Annotated in this window: 19 protein-coding genes and 1 pseudogene; 9 read left to right on the forward strand and 11 right to left on the reverse strand. The window is 61.5% G+C overall.

Translation table 11 applies throughout. The features are described 5' to 3' along the window. Positions 1–399: 399 nt before the first annotated feature. Positions 400–2801, reverse strand: a pseudogene (locus ACKWRH_RS16920) (arylsulfatase). A 299-nt stretch (positions 2802–3100) separates the two neighbouring features. On the opposite strand from ACKWRH_RS16920, the gene ACKWRH_RS16925 reads away from it, so the two are divergent. Together ACKWRH_RS16925 and ACKWRH_RS16930 are read left to right on the forward strand one after the other, a co-directional pair. After that, positions 3101–4135, forward strand: coding sequence for an IS110 family transposase (locus ACKWRH_RS16925; RefSeq protein WP_445219645.1), 1035 nt, complete (start codon positions 3101–3103; stop codon positions 4133–4135). A gap of 284 nt (positions 4136–4419) precedes the next feature. Continuing rightward, positions 4420–4707, forward strand: a complete 288-nt coding sequence (locus ACKWRH_RS16930; RefSeq protein ID WP_445221497.1) for a hypothetical protein — start codon at positions 4420–4422, stop codon at positions 4705–4707. Between the two features lie 177 nt (positions 4708–4884). Here ACKWRH_RS16930 and ACKWRH_RS16935 read toward each other — a convergent pair whose 3' ends face one another. Continuing rightward, positions 4885–5979, reverse strand: coding sequence for a site-specific integrase (locus ACKWRH_RS16935; RefSeq protein ID WP_445221498.1), 1095 nt, complete (start codon positions 5977–5979; stop codon positions 4885–4887). A gap of 132 nt (positions 5980–6111) precedes the next feature. Here ACKWRH_RS16935 and dusA point away from each other — a divergent pair, with 132 nt between their 5' ends. Further along, the gene (gene dusA / locus ACKWRH_RS16940; RefSeq protein ID WP_445221499.1) at positions 6112–7107 is read left to right on the forward strand and encodes a tRNA dihydrouridine(20/20a) synthase DusA; all 996 of its coding nucleotides are present in this window, start codon (positions 6112–6114) and stop codon (positions 7105–7107) included. A gap of 51 nt (positions 7108–7158) precedes the next feature. Here dusA and ACKWRH_RS16945 read toward each other — a convergent pair whose 3' ends face one another. The 6 genes from ACKWRH_RS16945 to ACKWRH_RS16970 form a co-directional block, all read right to left on the reverse strand. Beyond that, complete coding sequence (locus tag ACKWRH_RS16945) at positions 7159–7827, reverse strand: outer membrane protein (protein ID WP_445221500.1); 669 nt, start codon at positions 7825–7827, stop codon at positions 7159–7161. Between the two features lie 183 nt (positions 7828–8010). Beyond that, positions 8011–8565 (reverse strand): TIGR02281 family clan AA aspartic protease, encoded by a 555-nt coding sequence (locus tag ACKWRH_RS16950; protein ID WP_445221501.1) that lies wholly within the window; start codon positions 8563–8565, stop codon positions 8011–8013. A gap of 28 nt (positions 8566–8593) precedes the next feature. Then, positions 8594–8797, reverse strand: coding sequence for a DUF1289 domain-containing protein (locus tag ACKWRH_RS16955; RefSeq protein WP_028146760.1), 204 nt, complete (start codon positions 8795–8797; stop codon positions 8594–8596). Between the two features lie 44 nt (positions 8798–8841). After that, a complete protein-coding gene (locus ACKWRH_RS16960) occupies positions 8842–10437 on the reverse strand; it encodes a sensor histidine kinase (RefSeq protein ID WP_028159846.1) in 1596 nt (531 codons plus the stop codon). Between the two features lie 137 nt (positions 10438–10574). Next, positions 10575–11852 (reverse strand): sodium:proton antiporter NhaD, encoded by a 1278-nt coding sequence (gene nhaD / locus ACKWRH_RS16965; protein ID WP_445221502.1) that lies wholly within the window; start codon positions 11850–11852, stop codon positions 10575–10577. A gap of 22 nt (positions 11853–11874) precedes the next feature. Further along, entirely contained in the window at positions 11875–12747 is an 873-nt protein-coding gene (locus ACKWRH_RS16970) for an NAD(P)-dependent oxidoreductase (protein WP_445221503.1), read from the reverse strand. A gap of 196 nt (positions 12748–12943) precedes the next feature. Here ACKWRH_RS16970 and ACKWRH_RS16975 point away from each other — a divergent pair, with 196 nt between their 5' ends. The 4 genes from ACKWRH_RS16975 (at position 12944) to ACKWRH_RS16990 (ending at position 16785) form a co-directional block, all read left to right on the forward strand. Beyond that, positions 12944–13381 (forward strand): VOC family protein, encoded by a 438-nt coding sequence (locus tag ACKWRH_RS16975; protein ID WP_445222424.1) that lies wholly within the window; start codon positions 12944–12946, stop codon positions 13379–13381. 108 nt (positions 13382–13489) lie between these two features. Next, on the forward strand, positions 13490–14626 hold the full coding sequence (locus ACKWRH_RS16980; protein WP_445221504.1) for an Mrp/NBP35 family ATP-binding protein: 1137 nt from the start codon (positions 13490–13492) through the stop codon (positions 14624–14626). A gap of 193 nt (positions 14627–14819) precedes the next feature. Beyond that, the gene (locus ACKWRH_RS16985) at positions 14820–15911 is read left to right on the forward strand and encodes a TRAP transporter substrate-binding protein (RefSeq protein ID WP_014496209.1); all 1092 of its coding nucleotides are present in this window, start codon (positions 14820–14822) and stop codon (positions 15909–15911) included. Positions 15912–16434: 523 nt separating this feature from the next. Beyond that, a complete protein-coding gene (locus tag ACKWRH_RS16990) occupies positions 16435–16785 on the forward strand; it encodes a YunG family protein (RefSeq protein ID WP_445221505.1) in 351 nt (116 codons plus the stop codon). A gap of 96 nt (positions 16786–16881) precedes the next feature. Here the strand turns inward: ACKWRH_RS16990 and ACKWRH_RS16995 are convergent, their stop codons facing one another. Continuing rightward, positions 16882–18477 carry an arylsulfatase gene (locus tag ACKWRH_RS16995; RefSeq protein ID WP_445221506.1) on the reverse strand — a complete coding sequence of 532 codons (1596 nt, stop codon included), beginning with the start codon at positions 18475–18477 and terminating at the stop codon, positions 16882–16884. A gap of 200 nt (positions 18478–18677) precedes the next feature. Then, on the reverse strand, positions 18678–19058 hold the full coding sequence (locus tag ACKWRH_RS17000) for an STAS/SEC14 domain-containing protein (RefSeq protein WP_445221507.1): 381 nt from the start codon (positions 19056–19058) through the stop codon (positions 18678–18680). A gap of 140 nt (positions 19059–19198) precedes the next feature. On the opposite strand from ACKWRH_RS17000, the gene ACKWRH_RS17005 reads away from it, so the two are divergent. Then, positions 19199–20176, forward strand: coding sequence for an AraC family transcriptional regulator (locus ACKWRH_RS17005; protein ID WP_445221508.1), 978 nt, complete (start codon positions 19199–19201; stop codon positions 20174–20176). A 74-nt stretch (positions 20177–20250) separates the two neighbouring features. Here ACKWRH_RS17005 and ACKWRH_RS17010 read toward each other — a convergent pair whose 3' ends face one another. Then, positions 20251–21108 carry a metal-dependent phosphohydrolase gene (locus tag ACKWRH_RS17010; protein ID WP_445221509.1) on the reverse strand — a complete coding sequence of 286 codons (858 nt, stop codon included), beginning with the start codon at positions 21106–21108 and terminating at the stop codon, positions 20251–20253. On the opposite strand from ACKWRH_RS17010, the gene ACKWRH_RS17015 reads away from it, so the two are divergent. Then, positions 21107–21268, forward strand: coding sequence for a hypothetical protein (locus ACKWRH_RS17015; protein ID WP_445221510.1), 162 nt, complete (start codon positions 21107–21109; stop codon positions 21266–21268). The genes ACKWRH_RS17010 and ACKWRH_RS17015 overlap by 2 nt on opposite strands. Positions 21269–21360 lie beyond the last annotated feature (92 nt).

The raw sequence follows: 21360 nt of genomic DNA on the forward strand, positions 1-21360 counted from the left end.
ACCCACCTCGTCACAGATCGACCGGGCAGTCTTATGATCGATGTGGTCCGATACTCGACTGGTCGGTTCCATATCGCGACCTTTCGGTTAGACCCCACGATTAACTTAAGTTACAGGGATGCGAAAATGTTTCGCGCATCTTCGAAGAATGCCGATGGTTCCATTTACTGGAACGAAGACGAGTTAGTGAAACTCTTGGGGCGCGACTTTCAACACGTTCAGAATGTCCGTTCCGGGTCAAAAGCGTCGGTCTGGCGCTCAGCGCCAAACTTCCGGTCTGCTCCCATCAACCGACGTGTAGCTGCATCGCGTCGACGGAAGCGATGGGCCACAGGCGGACAGCGAGCGTCCGATGCCGGGGCGCGCGCAAATCACGCCACGCAAATGACAGACTGTCCGCTAATCTTTCGCCTTGAGGATATGTGCGTGCATGGTCTTGCGGTCGGCCTCCGTCAACTGCGTCGGCGCGAGCTTGATAGTCACCTTTGCGATTTTGCCGGTGAAGCGGAACGGGACCTGATAGTCGTTGTCGTCCACGCCTGAGCGGGTATCGACTCCCACATCGAAGGTCTCATCAAGCGCCATGAAGAACGGGATGGTGTGCGGGATCTGTTTATTGGCGACGTCGCTACCGTCCACTTTCAACACGCCGGTACCGCTCTTGCCGGCACCTGGTCCATCGTAGGTGAAGTCGAACACGATGGTGTGCTTGCCGGGTGTGAGCGCCTGCTGGCCCTCCCAGCGGAACCGCACTAGATCCACGAAGTTGTAAGTGAACACCGGCTTGCCCTTCAACAAGTAGAGGCCGTACCCGCCGAAGCGGCCGCCCAATGTCGCGATCATCCCATCGCCGCCGCCTTGCGGAACCTCCACCTCGGCGGTGATAGTATAGGACCGGTTGAGGATGCTTGGTGCGTCACTGACGTCAAGGCCGGACGTCACACCCGAATAGGTGAAGACGTTACGCCCGGCAGTCGCGCTCGGCCGTGGCGTCAGCAGGCGCTGGATGACCGTGTTGTCCAACGGAAAGACGTTGTACTTCGACGCTTCGATCAGGAACAGTTCCTGCATCGCCCGCAGCTTGTCCGGCATCTTGGCCGCGAGGTCGTTCGCCTCCGAATAGTCTTCGGCGATGTTGTAGAGCTCCCGTTTGTAGCCATTGACCACGTCGGGCATCTTTGCCAGGCCCATCAGCCACGGCGGGGCCGGTGGCGTCGTCGCGGCGATCCAACCGTCATGGTAGATTGCGCGGTTGCCAAACATCTCGAAATATTGCGTCGTTCGCGCGGAGGGAGCGTTGGCGTTCGCCTTGTCGAACGTGTATGTCATGCTGACACCTTCGATCGGCTTCTGCCCAATGCCGTCGACCATTGCCGGAGCCGGGATGCCTGTGGCTTCGAGAATGGTCGGCACGATATCGATCATGTGGTGGAACTGGGTGCGCAGTCCACCAGCGTCCTTGATGCGGTTGGGCCAGGCAATCACCATTCCTTGGCGAGTGCCGCCAAAGTGCGACGCCACCTGCTTGGTCCATTTGAAGGGCGTATCGAACGCCCAGGACCATGCCACCGACATGTGCGGGTAGGTCTTGTCAGAGCCCCAGATGTCGTAGAATTTCATTTGCTCAGGGACCGGAACCGGGATGCCCTGGTACGAGGTCATCACGTTCGGCGTGCCGATCGTGGAGCCCTCCGCGCTCGTGCCGTTGTCACCGGTGATGTAGATGATGAGCGTGTTGTCGAGCTTGCCTAGATCCTCGACGGCCTGGATCACGCGGCCGATCTCATCGTCGACATAGGCGGCGTAACCAGCGAACACCTCGGCCTGGCGCGCGAACAGCTTCTTGCTTTCGGCGTCGAGGGTTTCCCACTTCGCAAGGTCGTCCGGCCACGGCGTGAGCTGCGTATTTGCCGGGACGACGCCGAGCCGCTTCTGGTTGGCGAAAATCTGTTCGCGTAGCGCGTTCCAACCCATGTCGAACTTGCCCTTGAACTTGGCGCTCCATTCCGCCTTGGGCTGGTGCGGCGCGTGGGTGGCACCGGGCACGTAATAGAGGAAGAACGGCTTGTCGGGCGCGGACGCATTGAGCTTGTTCACGTAGTCAATGGCATCGTCCGCCATGTCGGTGATGAGGTTGTAGCCGGGCTTGCCGATCCAGGGGAAAACTTGGGTGGTGTTGCGGAAGAGGTAGGGCGTCCACTGGTCGCTCTCGCCGCCCATAAAGCCATAGAAGTAGTCGAACCCCATACCGACCGGCCACTGATCGAAAGGACCGGCGACATTGATCCGATAACTGGGCGTATTGTGGTTCTTGCCAAACCACGATGTGGCATAGCCGTTCTGCTGCAAGATCGTGCCGATGGTAGCGTTCTCAGGCCCTATGATGGAATCATAGCCGGGATAGCCGGTGGCCTGCTCGGCCACTACGCCAAAGCCGGTCGAGTGATGGTTGCGGCCGGTAATCAGCGCCGCGCGCGTGGGTGAGCAGAGCGCGGTGGAGTGGAACTGAGTGTAACGCAGGCCCATGCTCGCAATCCGATCCAGCGCGGGCGTCGGAATGACGCCGCCGAAAGTGCCGGAGACGCCGTAGCCAGCATCATCGGTCATGATCAGAAGCACGTTGGGAGCCCCTGGGGCGGGACAACATTGGGCGGCCAGTAGGGCTTCGACTGCGCGGCGTCGAGGCCGATCGTCCCGCCGAATTTTGGCGGTGGGTTCGGCAAGTAGTTTCCGTCGATCGTCGTCGTCGCGCTGGGAGAACCCGGCGTGCCGGTGGTCTGCTGCGCCATCGAAGGCACCATCGTGAGCACGGTCAACGTAGCTGCGGAGAACAACAGTGCGGACGATTTCATGACCGATCCTCCCTACAGGGGCGCAGTTGGGCCAAGCGCACACTATGGTTGCACAAAATGGGCGCAGCTTGGTGTTGACGTAGATCAAAGGTTGGTCTGCTTGTGGGTCACAAGCCGCCGATCACGCTCAATGTGGCAGACTTCCGCTTTGCGTTCGTAAGCCGACGTTTATGATGGGGTGGACGCCCCGCCCGACGGCATCGATGTGCCAAAGTGGAGGTGTTGAGCACCACTTAAGGGAGGCGTCCGTGTCAGAGGTTATCATAATCGGTCTGGATATCGCCAAGCATGTTTTCCACGCTCATGGAGCAGACGGGAAAGGGCGAGCTATATTCAGCAAACGGATCAGCCGAGGAAAGCTGCTGGATTTCTTTGCAGCCCAGGCGAGTTGCACGGTAGCTCTGGAGGCATGTGGCGGAGCCCATCACTGGGCCCGGCAGCTCGCCCAGCTTGGCCATGAAGTTCGGCTGATCCCTCCCGCCTACGTAAAGCCGTTTGTGAAGCGTCAAAAGAATGACGCGATCGATGCCGAGGCGATCTGCGAAGCAGCGCAGCGGCCGAGCATGCGGTTCGTGGCCGTGAAGAGCGAACAGCAACAGGCGGCGGGTCTGGTGTTTCGGACCCGTGACCTGTTAGTGCGGCAGCGAACGCAGCTCATCAACGCGATCCGGGGACACCTCACTGAATATGGATGGGTCGCACCTAAGGGGCCGTCGCACGTGACGATGCTTACCGACCTGATCGAGGAAGAAGAGATGGCCAGCTCGCTCCCCAAAGCGGCCCACGCCATGTTCCGATTGATGTTGGACCTGCTGACCGACCTCAATGGCAAGGTCGCGGACCTCGACCAGGAAATCGCGCGACGTGCTCGCGAGGACGAAGTATCGCGCCGGCTAATGACCGTTCCCGGCATTGGCCCAATCTCCGCCACCGCGATCGCCGCTCTAGCACCGCCGGCCGAGACCTTTGCCAAAGGCCGTGACTTCGCCGCTTGGTTGGGTCTCACGCCTCTTCAAAGATCGACAGGCGGCAAGCAGAAGCTCGGTGCGACATCCAAGATGGGCGAACGCACGCTCAGGCGCCTCCTCATCATCGGCAGCAGCGCGGTCGTGCAACAGGCAAGCAAACGCGGCGCGCCAAGGGGTTCGTGGCTCGAACAGATGCTGGCTCGCAAACCGCGCATGCTGGTGACCATCGCGCTCGCCAACAAGATGGCGCGGATCGTCTGGGCGCTACTTGTAAAGCAGGAAAATTACAGGGCTCCGGTCGCAGCCAAGGCGTGATCTTGGTGGGCCTGAGGTCGTCAGAGGTGTAGTCGGTCGAAGGAGGGTATGGTGCAACAGTCGGCGAGACGGGGCCGGAAGAACCAGATGTACTCATCGTGCCTAGAGCACGCATTTATGATTTGGTTCCGGTCCGCGAACTCCCATACAGGCCCGCAGCTCCATCGCTGCATCAGAGGCCGGACAGATGGCAGCATCCGACTACGTGCCAATCTTCCTCAAAAACCGCTTGCATCTGGCGGGGCGTCCACAGATGAGTACACGCCTTAGATGGGGGTGCTGTGATGGCGCCAATTACTGACTCCTATAAGTCGTTCGGATCAGGGTTGTACGCGACGATTTTTCCGCCTCTCTATCGGATCATCGGCCGAGAACCTGATGTTCGAGAGAACGGCAGCCACATCAACATCAACGAGACGATCGATAACAGCGTATTTCAGCGTTGGCGCGCGGATCCAACGTATCGCCCAACCAATCTTGTCGAGTGGGCCCAGCGCAAGAAGGTTGATCCCGCCCAATTGCAAACGTCCGTGCGCACTGACGATCCTTACGTGGTCGTGCCCGACCAATAGGCGACTGTGTTCGATGGTTTGGTGGTGCTGGGACTTTGCAACGAATCCAATTAGTCAGCCGATTGATGAGAAAGCCATCCAGTTCGCGTGATAAGGAAATTGCACAAAGCTTATCAGTTGGTCGGACTGTTCCATCGCATTCGATCGACGCTACCGTCTCGCTAACGTTGGGGACCTCTAGGAGGCTGCTAGCGTCTCAATGAATTCTTCCATCGACGGCTGCTGCGCGTATTGCAGCTTAAGCAAATCTTCAACCTTTAGATTGGTATAGCGCTGGAGCTGCCGCCAATCCTTGTGGCCGGTGACAAGTGCTACCTTCTCGATTGGAAGTCCTGCCTCGAACAGGCGGCTCGTTCCCTCGTGCCGCAGGTCGTGAAAGTGGAGGTCGTCGATCTTGAGTTCATCGCATGCCCGGGTGAATGCTGCGCTGACGGATCTATGGTTATGGGGAAAAATCCGTCCATAGCCTCGAGTCACAATCCGCTGCTGAAGCACGACCTCCCACGCGTCATAGCCCGTTAGATTGAGCAAAGGTACTTTCTGATCATGTCCGTCCTTATTCCTCGGATTCTTTCTGTCTTGAATGACCACCAATCGTTTCTTCATATCAACCCGCGGCCACTCGGGTTTGCAGATCTCTTCTTGGCGCAAAGTCGTTGCCACGGCGTATCTGACGATCCGTCCCATCGGTATGAATTGCCGAGGGTTCGTCTCAAAGTATTCGATTAGTTCGTCGAGTTCGTCTTGTGTGGGTCGTCGGTCACGCTCTTTTCCCTTTCCAACCAGATTGAGGTGGTTTAACGCAACGCGTGCGAGGCGGGCTTCTTCGGCTGAAACCTCGATACCGTGCACCGCAGCGGCATGCGTGATGATTGTTCGGATGAAAGATAAGTCTATAGCCAGCGTTGCGGGACCAGCGCCTTCCTTGGCGCGTTTCCTTCCGAACTCGATCAGGCGTTCTCGATTGAGCGCGGGAAGTTTAACGCTGCCGAGCGCAGTCTTGAGCGCCGCCATCACGGCAGCTTTCGACCGGCGAGGGGGCTTTCCAACTTCGTGCATGTCTTCATCGTGCAGGTCGATCAAATCGCCAAACGTGCGCACGTTCCGCGCGGCGCGTGGCTTGGACGATCCGTTGCGGTCGATGTTGCGCTCCATCTCGAGCGCCCATTCTTCGCCGTCCTTGCGACGTCGGAACGTCTCGGCCACATAACGGGTCTTGCGGCGGACCTGGACGCGCCAGTTTCCAGATGCCATTTGTGTGAAGGTCGCCACGCGTGTGCACTCCGGCTTTCGTGTGCACTATGTGTGCACTGAGAGGTCAAAACGGGTACAAACGTGTGCAATTTCGTCTAGTTTGGAGTGCACACGTTCGCGGTTCATCCCATTGAAGAGTAAGATAAACTATTGAAATATCAAGGCTATCGCTTTTCCGTGGCACCCATGATGGATTGGACCGATCGGCATTGCTGGGTGTTCCACCGGCACCTGACGCGACGGGCGCTGCTCTATACGGAGATGCTGACGACTGGCGCCATCATTCATGGTGACCGGGAGCGGCTGCTTGGGTTCGATGCGGTCGAGCACAAGGTTGCGCTTCAGCTCGGCGGTTCGGATCCGCGCGAACTCGCGCTGGCCGCGCGGATCGGCGAGGGGTTCGGTTATGACGAGATCAACCTCAATGTCGGCTGCCCGTCCGATCGCGTGAAGGATGGGCGCTTCGGCGCGTGTCTCATGGCGGAGCCGGAGTTGGTGGCGAGGTGCGTCGATGCGATGAAGCGCGCGGTCACCGTTCCTGTCACGGTGAAATGTCGCATCGGCATCGACGACCAGGATCCGGAAGTCGCGCTCGATACGCTTGCGCGCGGAGTGGTTGCGTCCGGCTGCGACGCGCTGATCGTGCATGCCAGAAAAGCCTGGCTGAACGGTCTGTCGCCGAAAGAGAACCGCGACATTCCGCCGCTCGACTATGATCGCGTCTATCGTCTCAAGCGCGCGATGCCTGACCTGCCTGTCATCATCAACGGCGGCATCCCAGGCATCGACGAGGCGAAAGCGCATCTCGAGCACGTCGACGGCGTGATGCTCGGCCGCGCCGCCTATCAGGAGCCATGGCGGCTGCTCTCCGTCGATCAAGAAATCTTCGGCGAAGCGGCGCCGCATGCGGCGATGCAGGACGCGCTCGAAGCGATGATGCCCTATATCGAGCAGCAGCTTGCGCGGGGCGCGCGGTTGCATGCGATCACGCGGCATTTCGTCGGGGCGTTCCACGCCGTGCCCGGCGCGCGCGCCTTCCGCCGCCATCTTGCCGAGCAGGGGGTGAAGCCGGGCGCCGGTGTGGACGTGCTGCGCGATGCGATCGCGCGTGTCGGTGCGCGCGCTCCGGCGGAGGCCGCGGCCTAGCCCAAGCAGGTGAAGAGCCGGATCGTGAAAATCCGGCTCTTTCGGGCTGCCTCAGCGGAACAGATCGAAATGATAGTTCACGCCGACGCGGAAGGTGTGGAATTTCGCGGCGTTCCAGTCCGGCAGATCGTCGTGCTTGAACTCGGTGTAGAGATATTCGGCCTTGGCCGACCATTTCGGCAGGAACGCCCATTCGACGCCGCCGCCCGCGGTCCAGCCCATCTTCATCTTGTTGATCGGCCCGTCCTTCAACTCGCCGGTGGCAAGGCCCGCGGTCCCGAAGAACAGCAGCCGTGAATCCATCGTCGCGATGCCGGCGCGGGCGCGGCCGGTCATGTACCAGGGGATGCTCACCGCGGCGCTGTTGAGCGCGTCGTGGTTCTTGATGTCGCCGCCCTCGAAGTCATTCTCGATGCCGACCACGAACATCGGCGAGAGCTGGTAGTTGTAGCCGATCTGCACGCCGCCGACGGCGCCCTTGACCTTGCCGCCGCTGATGCCGACGAGATTATTGAACGCTTCGTCGCCGCTCTCTGCGTAGCCGGCGTTGAAGCCCGCATAGAGACCTGTCCACGAATACACCGGCTGCGGCGCCGTATAGGCGGAGGAGGGCGCGGCGTAGCGCGGCGACAGGTCGGCAGCGCAGGCGCTGCTCGCGGCGAACACCGCGGCAAAGGGCAGGGCGCGCATCGTGCGGCGTAAGGCGGCTCTGGCAGTCATGACTCTCAATCTCCCACTTGGCCGCGCCTCACGGAGCAGCCTTGTCCAACCCCGATCCGGGAATGGGATTGTTATAAACCGACTAGACGGTTTGTAAATAGAGGAAATGCCACACCCGCACGCTTTCGCGGGCGCACTGCCTAATGTCGCGGGCCAGGATGGATCGCAGCTCTCGTGGACGGTCTAGTCGACCGCGGTGCGCGAGCGGCGGTGACCGCTCAGAAGCTCGGGGTAGCCGGTGAGCATCAGCTTGTCGGCGCGCACGCCCCAGCTCTCGAGGCGGTCGAGGAAACTCATGCCGAGCAGATTGGTCTTCATCTGCCCGCGCTGCACGACGAGGGCCGGCACCGACTTTTCGACGAGGTGGCCGACCGAGAGACGGTCGAGCGTAAGGCGGGCTGCCTTGGTGTGGCCGCCTGCGGTTTCGAGATCGACGTCGTATTCGAGCATCTCGAGAGGCAGTCCGATCGCTTTCGCGGTTTCCCAGGTCAGTACCACGGAGGTCGCACCGGTATCGATCACCATCGGTGCGGCGACGCCGTTGATCTTCGCACGCAGCGCGAATTCGCCGCCCTGGCCGCGCTGGATCTGCACGGCCGGGGCCGGGGAGGCGATCTGCGCGCGAAACATGTGCGAGACCTTGTTGCTCGCGCGCGCGATCCGGTCGGGATCGCCATAGGCGACGACGGCACCGGCCGTGCCGGCGAGCATCATGAGAACGAGCAGGAAGCGCATCATTGCGCGCCTCCAAGGCGACGCAGGGCGGTCAGGCGCGTTTCGGCGATCCCGCGATCGGCTGCAAACCCGCGTCCGCCATGCGCGCCGGCAAAAGCGCCATCACCGCGAGCCGTTCCGTGCTCTCCATGGCGTGCCAGCGCGCGATCTCCGGCAAGGTCCGGCCGCAGCCGAAGCACAGCCTGGTCTTGGGATCGATCATGCAGACGGCGACGCACGGCGTTTCTTTGCTCATGTGGCCATAGTGGGGGATCGTCGGGCATGTCTGCAAGCATCTCGTTAAGAGCCCGTACCTGCGCTCATGATCGGCTTGTGGCGCGGCCGGCGCTTCTCGTCGGGCACCGCGGAACTGTCCGGCTGGAGCGGCGGAGAATCGTCCGACATCGGCGCCAGCGCACTCATCACGCGCTCCGGCGGGAACGTGACGATCACCTCGGTGCCGATGCGCAGCTTCGATTTCAGCGTGAATGTGCCGCCATGCAGGTCGATCAGGTTCTTGGCGATGGGCAGGCCGAGCCCTGCGCCCTGTTCGGCCGACTTGATCGAGTTGGAGCCCTGGCCGAACGATGCGAGCACGATCGGGATCTCGTCCTCGGGGATGCCGGAGCCGGAATCCTTCACCGAGAGATATTGCCCGCCCGAAGCGGTCCAGCCGGCCTTGAGCCAGATCTCGCCGCCTTGCGGGGTGAACTTGATCGAGTTGGAGAGCAGGTTGAGCACGACCTGGCGGATCGCCCGCTCGTCGGCCCAGAGCCGCGGCATGGCCTGCTCGAACACCTCGTGGATGGTGATGCCGCGGCTCGAGGCGCGCAGCTTCATCAAATGATGGCAGTCGGCGACGATGCCGACCAGCGACACCGCTTCCTCGTTGAGCTCGTAGCGGCCAGCCTCGATCCGCGACAGATCGAGGATCTCGTTGATGAGGTTCAGGAGGTGCACGCCGGAATTATGGATGTCCGCCGAGTACTCCTTGTAGACCGGCACCGCGTGGGCGCCAAAAATTTCGCTCTTCATCACCTCGGAGAAGCCGAGGATCGCGTTCAGCGGCGTGCGCAGCTCGTGGCTCATCTGCGCGAGGAAGCGTGATTTTGCGACGTTGGCGGATTCGGCGCGGTGGCGCGCTTCGTCCGAGATCGCCTTGGCCTGTTCGAGCTCGCCGATCAGCGCGTCCTTCTCGGCGCGTGCCTCGAGCGTGGCGAAGGTCGAGGAGTGCAGGCGGTGCGCCAGCAGCACGAAATAGCCTTCGGCTGCGAGCGCGAGCGCCGCCAGGATGTAATTGTCGAGCGCGCCGGTGATTGCAAAGCTCAGCGCCATCGCGACCGCGACCGGCGCCGTGGCGGCAAGGGCGGCGATCGGCAGATTGGCGGCCAGCATGCTCGACACTGCGATCACCAGCAGCATCAGGAACATCATCAGCGTTTCCGTGACCATGTCGAGCACGGGATGGATCAGGATCGCCATCCAGCACAGGCCATAGAGGAGGTCGAGCACGACGAAGTGCGTCCGCCATGCGCGCGTCGCCGCGGGCGAGGAGGCCTCAGCCAGGAAACGGTGGCAGCTGCGGATCATCGCGGCGTGGATGCAGAGCATGCCGGCGGTCCAGGCCGCGGCCGGGATCGGCTGCATCCACAGCCCGAACAGCACGCCGGTGGCGACCACCAGCAGCATCACGACATAGGAGGCCGACAGCCGCGTCTGCGCATATTGGCGCAGCATCTCGGCGTCGAAAGCCGGCCGGGTTCCGCTGGTCGACGTTAACTTGTCGCGCGCCTCGCGTACCCGCTGCGACGCAGCCCGTCGGCTGCTCGCCGATGGCGCGCTCACCGGCTCGGCCGGAAGCTGCACGACCTCTGGCTTTTCAGCGGGTTTACTCATCGAACAACAACATTCCTGCCTGCGCAAAGGCGGGCCTTCTGCATTGTCTATCTCTGGCAAGAAATCCTTAAGAGGTGACTTAAGGAGCTAAAGAATTACGTTAACCCGGCGTTAATTTTGAACGCGTGCGGTGCCGGTCAGTGCAGCGCCGCATGCTGGGCGACGTAGACCACCGCGCCCGCCAGATAGCCCGCGAGCGCGGGGATGGCGATGCGGCGGGCGTACCAGAGGAACTCGATCCGCTCGAGCCCCATGGCGGCGACGCCCGCGGCCGAGCCGATGATCAGGATCGAGCCGCCGGTGCCGGCACAATAGGCGATGAACTCCCAGAGGAAGCTGTCGGGCGGGTAGTGGCCGAGGTCGTACATGCCCATGGTCGCCGCCACCAGCGGCACGTTGTCGATCACGGCGCTGAGCAGGCCGAGCACGACGACGATGACGTCCTGGCGGCCGATCGTCGCCTCCAGCCAGCGCGCCAGCATCGACAGGAGGCCCGCATGTTCGAGGCAGGCGACCGCCAGCAGGATGCCGAGGAAGAACACGATCGAGCTCATGTCGATGCGCGTCAGCGCATGCGCGAGCGTCAGCGGCCGGCGAACATGCTCGTCCTTGTCGCGGTGAACGACCTCGCCGACCAACCAGACGATGCCGAGCCCGAGCAGCACGCCCATGAAGGGCGGCAGATGCGTGACCGCCTTGAAGGCGGGCACGGCGATCAATACGCCGAGCCCGAGATAGAACATCAGATTGCGCTCGAACGACCCGACGAGCTGAACTCCGTCGTCCTTGGGCGGCGGCGCGATGGTCTTGCCCTTCACCAGAAGGCTGATGAAGGCGAGCGGCACGAGCAGATTGACCAGCGAGGGCAGGAACACCGAGCCCATGATCTTCAGCGGCGTGATCTGCCCGCCGATCCACAGCATGGTCGTGGTGACGTCGCCGATCACGGTCCAGGCGCCGCCGGCATTGGCGGCGATGACGATGAGGGAGGCGAACAGCAGGCGGTCGTCGCGCCTGGCGATCAGCCGCTGGATCAGCGAGACCATCACGATGGTGGTGGTCAGATTGTCCAGGATCGCGCTGAGGAAGAAGGTCACGAAGCCGATCAGCCACATCAGGCGGACCTGGCTCGTCGTGCTGATGCGGGAGGTGATGACCTCGAACCCGTCGTGGGCGTCGACCACCTCGACGATGGTCATCGCGCCGATCAGGAAGAACACGATCTGGGCGGTGGAAGCGACGGATTCGTCGATCTGCCGGCCGACCATGGCGTGGTCGCCGATCGTGGCCGCGTAGATCGCCCAGAGCAGCCCGGCGCCGATCAGCGCCGTGGCACTCTTGTTGATCCGGAGTGGGTGTTCGAGCGCGATCGCCGCATAGGCCAGAACGAAGATGACGGTGATCGCGATCAGCAAGGCGGGATCAGTTCGTCAGGTGTCAGCGATTAAGGCGCGCGAGCAGGCTCGACGTATCCCAGCGCTTGCCGCCCATCTTCTCGACCTCGGCGTAGAACTGGTCGACCAGCGCGGTGACCGGCAGATTGGCGCCGTTGCGGCGGGCTTCGGCCAGCGAGATCGAGAGGTCCTTGCGCATCCATTCGACCGCAAAGCCGAAATCGTACTTGTCCTCGTTCATGGTCTTGTAGCGGTTCTCCATCTGCCAGGACTGCGCGGCTCCTTTCGAGATGGTTTCGATCACGGCCGCGACGTCGAGGCCACTCTTCTTGGCGAAGTGGATACCCTCGGAGAGGCCCTGGACCAGGCCCGCGATGCAGATCTGGTTGACCATCTTCGTCAACTGGCCGGAGCCGGCGGGCCCGAGCAGCTTGCACATCCGCGCATAGGCGCCTGTGATGACCGGCTCGGCGCCGGAATAGGCGTCCTGCGCGCCGCCGCACATCACCGTCAGCACGCCGTTCTCGGCGCCGGCCTGGCCGCCCGAGACGGGAGCATCGACGAACTTGAAGCCGGCCTTGGTCGCGGCAGCGTCGAGCTCGCGTGCGACCTCGGCGGAGGCGGTGGTGTGGTCGACGAAGGTCGCGCCCTTCGTCATGCCGGCGAACGCGCCGTCGGGGCCGATCGTGACCGCGCGCAGATCATTGTCGTTGCCGACGCAGCACATCACGAAATCCTGGCCCTCGGCCGCGGCCTTCGGGGTCGCCGCGGTCTTGCCGCCGAACTTGTCCGCCCATTCCTTCGCCTTGGCCGCGGTGCGGTTATAGACGGTGACCTCATGGCCCCCTTTTTTCACGAGGTGGCCGGCCATGGGGAAGCCCATCACGCCGAGACCGAGGAAAGCGACTTTAGCCATGTGTGGTACCTTGTCCGTAGTTTGGGTTTTACGGTTTTTGCCGGGCGAGGGGCGCCGGTTCCGCCCGTTGCGGCGGATTGGAGGCGCACCATAAACCCTTGAGGCCGGAGGGCAACGGCTTCGTTTGGCGGCCCCCTGTGCTAAGATGGCGGGACCAAAAATTTCAAGAACAGGGAGCGAAAGCATGGGTGTGGGTTTGGGCGCTGTGAGCGTTGGTGTCCTCGATCATTTCAACATCCGGACCCGGAATCTGGCCGAGACGGTCCGCTTCTATGAGGACGTGCTGGGCCTGGAAAAGGGCGCCCGGCCCGATTTCGCCTTCCCGGGGGCCTGGATGTACAGCGAGGGCAAGGCGGTGGTGCACCTCGTCGATATTTCCCCGACCTCGGAGCCACAAAAGCCGGATTCCGGCGTTGTCCACCATGTCGCCTTCGTCAGCCGCGGGTTCGACGGCATGAAGCAGCGGTTGACGTCCAAGGGCATGAAATTCGACTCCCGCCAGGTGCCCGGCGGCGACCTCTGGCAGATCTTCGTCCACGACCCCAACGGGGTCATGATCGAGCTCAATTACGAGGCCGCTGTGGAGCAGGGGGCTGCCCCCGCGGAGATGGCTGACGATATCGGCAGGCAGTAGCCTTTTGGCCGTTTCCGCTCTAATGGGGCATCCTCAAGCCTTGAGCATGATCTTATCGGAAAACCGCTCCACACTTTTCCGGATCATGCTCTGTTCAGGAGATGCGCTTTGAGCGTGACGCAGCAACAGGTTCTCGACAGCCTCGCCAGGATCAAGTCGCCCCGCGGGGTCGCGCTCACCAATGCCAATGTGCTGAGCGCGATCAGCGCGGCCGACGGCAAGGTGTTCTTCTCGATCAACGTCGATGCCGCCGAGGCGCGGGCCTGGGAATCCGTCCGGGCCGAAGCCGAGGCCGCGGTGCGCGCCATTTCCGGCGTCACCACCGTGATGGTGGCGCTGACCGCCGAGCGCAAGCCGGGTGCCGCACCGCCTCCGCCGCCAACGCCAAGCCGCGGCACGCCGGGCGTGCAGCCGGTCCATGCCCACAAGCCGCCGCAGGGCGGCCAATCGCCAATGGCGCGGCAGTCCGAGATTCCGGGTGTCGCTGCCGTGATCGCGGTTGCCTCGGGCAAGGGCGGCGTCGGCAAGTCGACCACCGCGCTCAACCTGGCGCTGGGCCTGCGCGACCTCGGCCTCAAGGTCGGGCTGCTCGATGCCGACATCTACGGCCCCTCGGTGCCGCGGCTGACGGGCCTGCACGAGAAGCCGGAGCTGGACGGCGAGCGCAAGATGATTCCGCTCAGGCGTTTTGGCCTCGCCATCATGTCGATCGGCTTCCTGGTGGAGGAAGAGACCGCGATGATCTGGCGAGGTCCCATGGTGATGTCGGCGGTAACGCAGATGCTGCGCGACGTCGCATGGGGGAGCCTCGACGTGCTCGTGGTCGACATGCCGCCGGGCACTGGCGATGCCCAGCTCACGCTGGCGCAGAACGTGCCGCTCAAGGGCGCCGTGATCGTCTCAACCCCGCAGGACCTGTCCCTGATCGATGCACGGCGGGGGCTTGCGATGTTCAGGAAGGTCAACGTGCCCGTGCTCGGCATCGTCGAGAACATGAGCTACTTCCAGTGCCCGCATTGCGGCACGAAATCGGATATTTTCGGCCATGGCGGCGCGCGCCACGAGGCCGAGAAGCTCGGGGTACCGTTCCTGGGCGAGATCCCCCTGCACATGGCGATTCGCGCCACTTCGGATGCCGGCAATCCCGTGGTCGACAGCGAGCCGGACGGTCCTCATGCGGCGATCTATCGCGCCATTGCGGGGCAGGTCCGGGACCAGCTCAAAGGCGTGATCGCCGCGGCCTGAGCCGGTCTTTTGGGGACATGCGACTTTCGTAGAGCCCCGTCATGCCATTGTCGCGTTCCGAAAGCGGGGCTTCCGTGTTAAAGGCCACGGCTGTCAAGCCCCTTCGGTTCGACGCGACCCAAACGCGTCGCCGGAACGAGCGGCGACAACGAGGAAGTTTAGGGGAAACGCCCCAACAAGGAGAGACCTGAAGATGAAGCGTCGTGATTTCCTGAAAGTGTCGGCAGCAGGCGCGGCGGCGACCGCCGCGGTGGCCTCGCCGGCGATCGCGCAGTCCATGCCCGAGATCAAGTGGCGCCTGACGTCGAGCTTCCCGAAGTCGCTCGATACCATCTATGGCGGTGGCGAGCAGCTGGCGAAGTACGTCGCCGAGATGACCGACAACAAGTTCCAGATCCAGGTGTTCGCCGCCGGCGAAATCGTCCCCGGCCTCCAGGCGCTCGACGCGACCTCGAACGGCACGGTCGAGATGTGCCACACCGTCTCCTACTACTATGTCGGCAAGGACCCGACCTGGGCGATCTACGCCTCGGTGCCGTTCGGCCTCAACGCACGCCAGCAGAACTCCTGGTGGTACCAGGGCGGCGGCGAGCAACTCGGCAACGAGTTCTTCAAGAAGTCGAACGTGATCGGTCAGCCCTGCGGCAACACCGGCACCCAGATGGGCGGCTGGTTCCGCAAGGAGATCAAGACCGTTGCGGACCTCTCCGGCCTCAAGATGCGCATCGGCGGCATCGCCGGCCAGGTGCTCCAGAAGGTCGGCGTCGTGCCGCAGCAGCTCGCCGGCGGCGACATCTATCCGGCACTGGAGAAGGGCACCATCGACGCCGCCGAGTGGGTCGGCCCCTACGATGACGAGAAGCTCGGCTTCGCCAAGGTCGCCAAGTACTACTACTATCCGGGCTTCTGGGAAGGCGGCCCGACCGTCCACGCCTTCACCAACCTGGACAAGTGGAATTCGCTGCCGAAGAACTACCAGGCGATCCTCACCAACGCGATGGCCAACGCCAACAGCTGGATGGCCGCGCGCTACGACATGCAGAACCCGGCGGCACTGAAGCGTCTGGTCGCCGGCGGCACCCAGCTTCGTCCCTTCACCAACGAAGTGCTAGAGGCCTGCCTCAAGTCGACCAACGAGCTGTGGGGCGAGATCTCGGCCAAGAACCCCGACTTCAAGAAGTCGATCGACGCCATGCAGGCCTACCGCTCCGACGAATATCTGTGGTGGCAGGTCGCCGAATACACCTACGACAGCTTCATGATCCGCTCGCGCACCCGCGGCTGATCTTTCGAAACGACGCAAGACGACAGAGCCCGGCCTCGTTCGCGAGGCCGGGCTTTTTCATTGCCGCCAGCGGCCGCCCAAACAAAAATATGAAAAACAACCCCATGCACAGTAGAAGCGGGGTGAGGGCAGGCTGCCCTGTGAATGCTGCCAACCATTTGGACCGTCGGGGTAAGTCAGCAGCAAGGGGCAATCGTCGCGCGGCCGGGGCCAACGCGGCGATTTTGCCTGATCGCGGCAGCTGGAATGACATCGTCATTTGGCGCGCGTCTGTTCCCACATCGTCATTGCGAGGAGCCCTTGCGACGAAGCAATCCAGACCGTGACCGCGGAGGGGTGCTGGATTGCTTCCGCCTTCGCCGAGGCTTCGGCAGACAAGCCGCTACGCTCGCAATGACGAGTGGATGGAGTTGGGGCTCGACCCAGCAACGAACCCGTTTGACACGTCGGGCAAAACAGTGGCAAAAAGCTAACATCGTATAATCCGAAATTGGCGCTACGGTGCCGATCCCGTGAGGTGACGATGAGCTTCGATCCCGATGAGGTTCAACGCGCGCTGCGCAAGGCATGGTCGTTGTCGACTTTCAGGCAATGGACGCCGGACAATCCGGCGGCCGGGCAGTGCAACGTCACGGCGCTGCTCGTTCACGAACTCTTCGGCGGCGAGCTGCTGAAGACGCCTCTGCCGGCCGGGGACCATTTTTACAATCGGATCGGAGGCCGGAGGTATGACTTCACTGCGAGCCAGTTCGATCACCCAATCGCTTACATGGACTTGCCTGCAAATCGGGCCGACGCAGAGCCAGGAGCAACAAACGACGAACTGGCTGAACTCAAGGCCGCTTTTCAGGAGCACCGTGCCAAGTCAGGTTAGGAGCGATCCAGTCTTCCAAGAGGCGCCCGTGGATATGTTCGACTGCGGTCCGGCGATGACGCGCCATTGTCGGACCGCAGGTGGTAAGGCGGCGAGTTACTTCGCCTCCTTCAGCTTCTCCATGACTTCGTCCAGATTGAAGCTGGCCGCCTTCTGCCGCTGCGGGTAATCGCGGAACGTTGTCAGGAACTGGCCCACGTAATCCTGCGCCGGTACGAGCAGGAACACGTGATCGAACAACCAGTCGTAGTACGTGTTCGAGGTAATGTCCGCGCGCTCATAGGGATCGGTTCGGAGATTGAAGATCTTTGGAACGCGCAGGCTGGTAAAGGGATTGGCCCAGAGCAGAAACTGCCCGTTGGCGCGCTGCTCCATGAACACGACCTTCCAGTTGTCGTATCGCAATCCGACCAGTTGCTGATCGTCGTTGACATAGAGGAACGAGTCTCGCGGGCTCTTCGCGGTCTGTCCGGTCAAATACGGGACGAGATTGTAGCCATCGAGATGCACTTTGTAGGTGATGTCGCCAATCTTGTATCCGGCGCGCAGCTTTTCGCTCACCTGCGGTTCGCCGGCAACCCCGAGAATGGTCGGAAGCATGTCGTGATGAGCGGTGATTTCGTTCGACACCTGGCCTGCCTTGATCTTGCCCGGCCATCGGAGGATCGCCGGCACCCGATAGGCTCCTTCCCAGTTCGTGTTCTTTTCGCTGCGGAATGGCGTCATACCTGCATCCGGCCAGGTGTTCATGTGCGGACCGTTATCGGTCGAGTACATGACGAAGGTGTCCTGGGCGATGCCGAGGTCGTCCAGCGTCTTGAGCACCGTTCCCACGTTCTTGTCGTGATCCATCATTGCGTCGTGGTACGAACTCTGCCAGCGGCCGGCCTGGCCGAGGCTTTCCGGCTTCGTGTGCGTACGCGTGTGCATGTGGGTGAAGTTCACCCAGACGAAGAATGGTTTGTTCGCATTCTTTTGCCTCTTGATGAAGTCCGCGGCTCGATCCGCGATGTCGTCGTCGACGGTCTCCATCCGTTTCTTCGTCAGCGGGCCGGTGTCTTTGCATACTTGCTTGCCAACCTTGCCGAAGCGCGGATCAACCGTCGCATCGTCCTTGTCGGATGCCTTACAGTCCAAAACGCCCCGCGGCCCATACTTGGCTTTGAAGGCGGGGTCCTTGGGGTAGTCGGGCAGTTCCGGCTCTTCTTCCGCGTTCAAGTGGTAGAGATTGCCGTAGAATTCGTCGAAGCCATGAATCGTTGGCAGGAATTCGTTGCGGTCGCCCAGATGGTTCTTGCCGAACTGGCCAGTGGCATAGCCCATTGGCTTGAGCAACTCGGCCACGGTGGGATCTTCTTTCTGCAGCCCAAGGGTGGCGCCAGGCAGCCCGACCTTGGTCATTCCAGTCCGCAAGCCGGACTGGCCCGTGAGAAACGAGGCGCGCCCCGCGGTACAACTCTGCTCCGCGTAATAGTCCGTGAACATCACGCCCTCGTTTGCGAGGCGGTCGATATTGGGCGTTTGATAACCCATCATCCCCCGTGAATACGCGCTGACATTCGACTGCCCGATGTCATCGCCCCAGATGACAACGATGTTGGGCCTTTGCTGCTGTTGTGCCACCACCGGTACGGAGGTCATGGCTGCAACGGATATAGTCGTAAGCAAGAACATGGCCTTGGTGATCTTCATGATGAAAGCCTCTCGCTGATACAACGACACTGATCGCGACGTATCGGACGATTCCAGTCAGGCCGGCCGGTCAGCCGAGTTCAATGCGCGAGAGCTTGCAGTCGGTTGAGTGGAGAGCGCTACTCAGCGAGTGCATTGGCAGGCCGGAAACTGCACGAGCGGCGGCGTATTGCCCAAGAAGATGAATAGAACCACTCGCGTCAGGGCCGGGCAGGACCAGACATGCGCAGCCATGCTGCCGCTGCGGTGGCACTGTGCGGCCGCCAGGAGCGAACTTCGACGCCTTCCTCGCGCAGGAACGCGGCCAGCCAAGCTGCCTGGCGGTTCAAACGAGGTTGGTGAACGATAGCGACGCGGGCGATCATTTTTCGAGCCCTGCACCAGCCGATTACATCATTAGCGGTCGGGACTGAGAACGCCCAGCGATCAATCTCGAGCCAATCGAGATACATTCGAGTTCCGCCCATTGAGCCGGAATCGGCAATCGTTGCCGCCAGGTCGATGAATTCCCGGTTTGTCACTGCTCCGCGAAAATGGACTGTGACAACACCGTCTTCCAGTGTGGAATCGATATCGATCATGGCGCGTGGGCCGCGACATTTTGTACCGCTGAGTTGCTGACCAAGAGTCCACTCGATAGCCCGCTTGCGCTACTCTGTTACTGCAGCGTTCGGCCCGATTGTGCCGAGCCTATCAGTTTGCGGGACGCAGGGGTGAAACCATGCGGTACGAGCCGTTAAGCCGATTTCCGGCCCTTCGCACCCGCGACGTCGACGAACTCCGCCAACGCCTATCTGGCCTCTTTTCGGTATGGTCGATGGACTTGGGGCGCGGTGGCCAAAGGACTTTTGAGGGATGTCTCAACCATCGACAAATGCAAGATGTCGGCGTGACTTACGCCCGGTATGGCTCCCCATTGGCGGTTTGTCTTTCGCACGGTGATACCTACCTTCAAGGCTTTCCAGTTCGCGGTCGCGGCTCCGTTGTTAATGACGGGATGGAGGGTGAAATTTCGCCTGGCTGTGGAGCCGTCTGCGGACCGAACGCAGACATGCGGATCAAGTACTCATCCGATTTTGAGCACCTGATCCTCCGCATCAAACCGCAAAGGTTGGTCAAGACGCTGAGTGAACTGATCGGTCGACCGGTCGACCCACTGCGGATGGCGACCAACATCAGACCCGTTCCGGCAATGGCGGTTGCTCAACGTCGCCTGGTTGAGTTTGTGGCGTTCGAATTAGACCGTGTCGATGCTTCGCTTCCCGATCTTGTATTGGCTGAGCTCGAACAGACCCTTGTCGTCTCTTACCTTAATTGCAATCTCCACAATTATAGTCATCTGCTGGTGCGAGATCCGGTCCGCCCGGTCGCGCCCTGGCAGGTGCGTCTCGCGGAGGAATATATCGAGCAGAACTGGGATCAGCCGGTCACAGTTGAAGCGCTCGCCCATGTCGCAAACGCCGCGATCCGGAGTCTGTTCTTTACATTCAAGAAGAGCCGCGGAGTGTCACCGATGGCCTTCGTGAGGCAGGTTCGGCTGCGACATGCGAAGGAAATGCTCATGCATGCGACGCCCGAGACGACTGTGACCTCGGTAGCCTACACTTGTGGATTTAGTAATCTGGGACACTTTGCGAAATATTATCATACTGCCTTTGGCGAGCACCCCTCGGAAACTCTGCGAACGGCGCGCAAATAATTACCTCCCGAAATGGATCAGGGCGTTATCGCAAACTCGTCAACTTACGAGCCGCTACTCGTTGGTTGCCGGCCCTACAGCTGCGGACCAGACAGTCTAACCTCTCGCTCGGCACGGAAGACATTGCCATACAGGTTGCTGATCCATTGTCTTCCGCTCGAGGTTACGTTCAGATAACGGATCGCCGTCTGGACTTGCGGCGCGACCTTGGTCCAGTAGAACTGCGGATATTTGTGCACCACGTCCGCGGGGGTGGCGTATCCGAGCGATTTGTTGAGCCCTATCTCTTCGAATTCGTAGAAGAGCGCATTCGATTTCTTCATGTAGTTGGGATCGCCGAGCTGACCGATCAGATCAGCGGCACGCAGCAGCAAACCTTCCTCCTCGTCCAGGTCATCCTTGAGTTCGCTCGTTGGTGCGTCTGTGTAGGGAAAGCGGGTATATTCGATGGCTTGGGCAACGCGCGCGGCGTCGATCTGGTCGACTGCGTCGAGACGCTCCACCGCGAACAATTTTGAGCGGTCGACGTGATAGGGCGCAAGCGCTGCATCGGAGGAGCCGATCGGTAACTCAACCGTTCGGCCGGTACCATCAACAACATAGGCGCCCTCCTGGTCTCCGTAGATTACGCCTCGAACGTAGCCGATGTCGTGGATCAGACAGGCCAGGATAAAGTGAGCGTAATCGCTCGCCGTCGTTTGCCTCAGAAGTGAGCGGCCGATCAGGATGTCGTGCCCCACCAGCGTGACCAAGAGGGTGTGCTCTACGTTGTGGTATAATGCATCGCTGTTGCCGATACATTCCAGTGCCAGCTTCGCTGCGTAGGGGAGCAATTCCGGCAAGCGGGCATGCGACGAGCCGAAGCGGCCTTGTGTCTCCGTGATGAGGAACGCGCCGAGCGCCTGGGACGTCAGTTCTGGAATTGTTATCATGAGCAAGGTCCTCACGTTCGTCGACGAACCTGCAGTAAGCCTCTGCAGGATCAGGAGGGAGAGGAGGCCACTGGAAGAATACGACGCCTGCCTGGAAGTTGCTAAGCGCCAGCGAAGTGAAGGTGACGTCGCCGCCTCAAAGCGGCTGAACAGGACGTGAGGCCAAAGGAGGGGGCGATGTTTGACCTAGATCAACGGTGTGGCAGCGAGGCCGAGGGACGCCTGCCGGATAGCGACGTCCGCTTAGGGGTA

The sequence above is a fragment of the Bradyrhizobium sp. Pa8 genome (assembly GCF_052588265.1).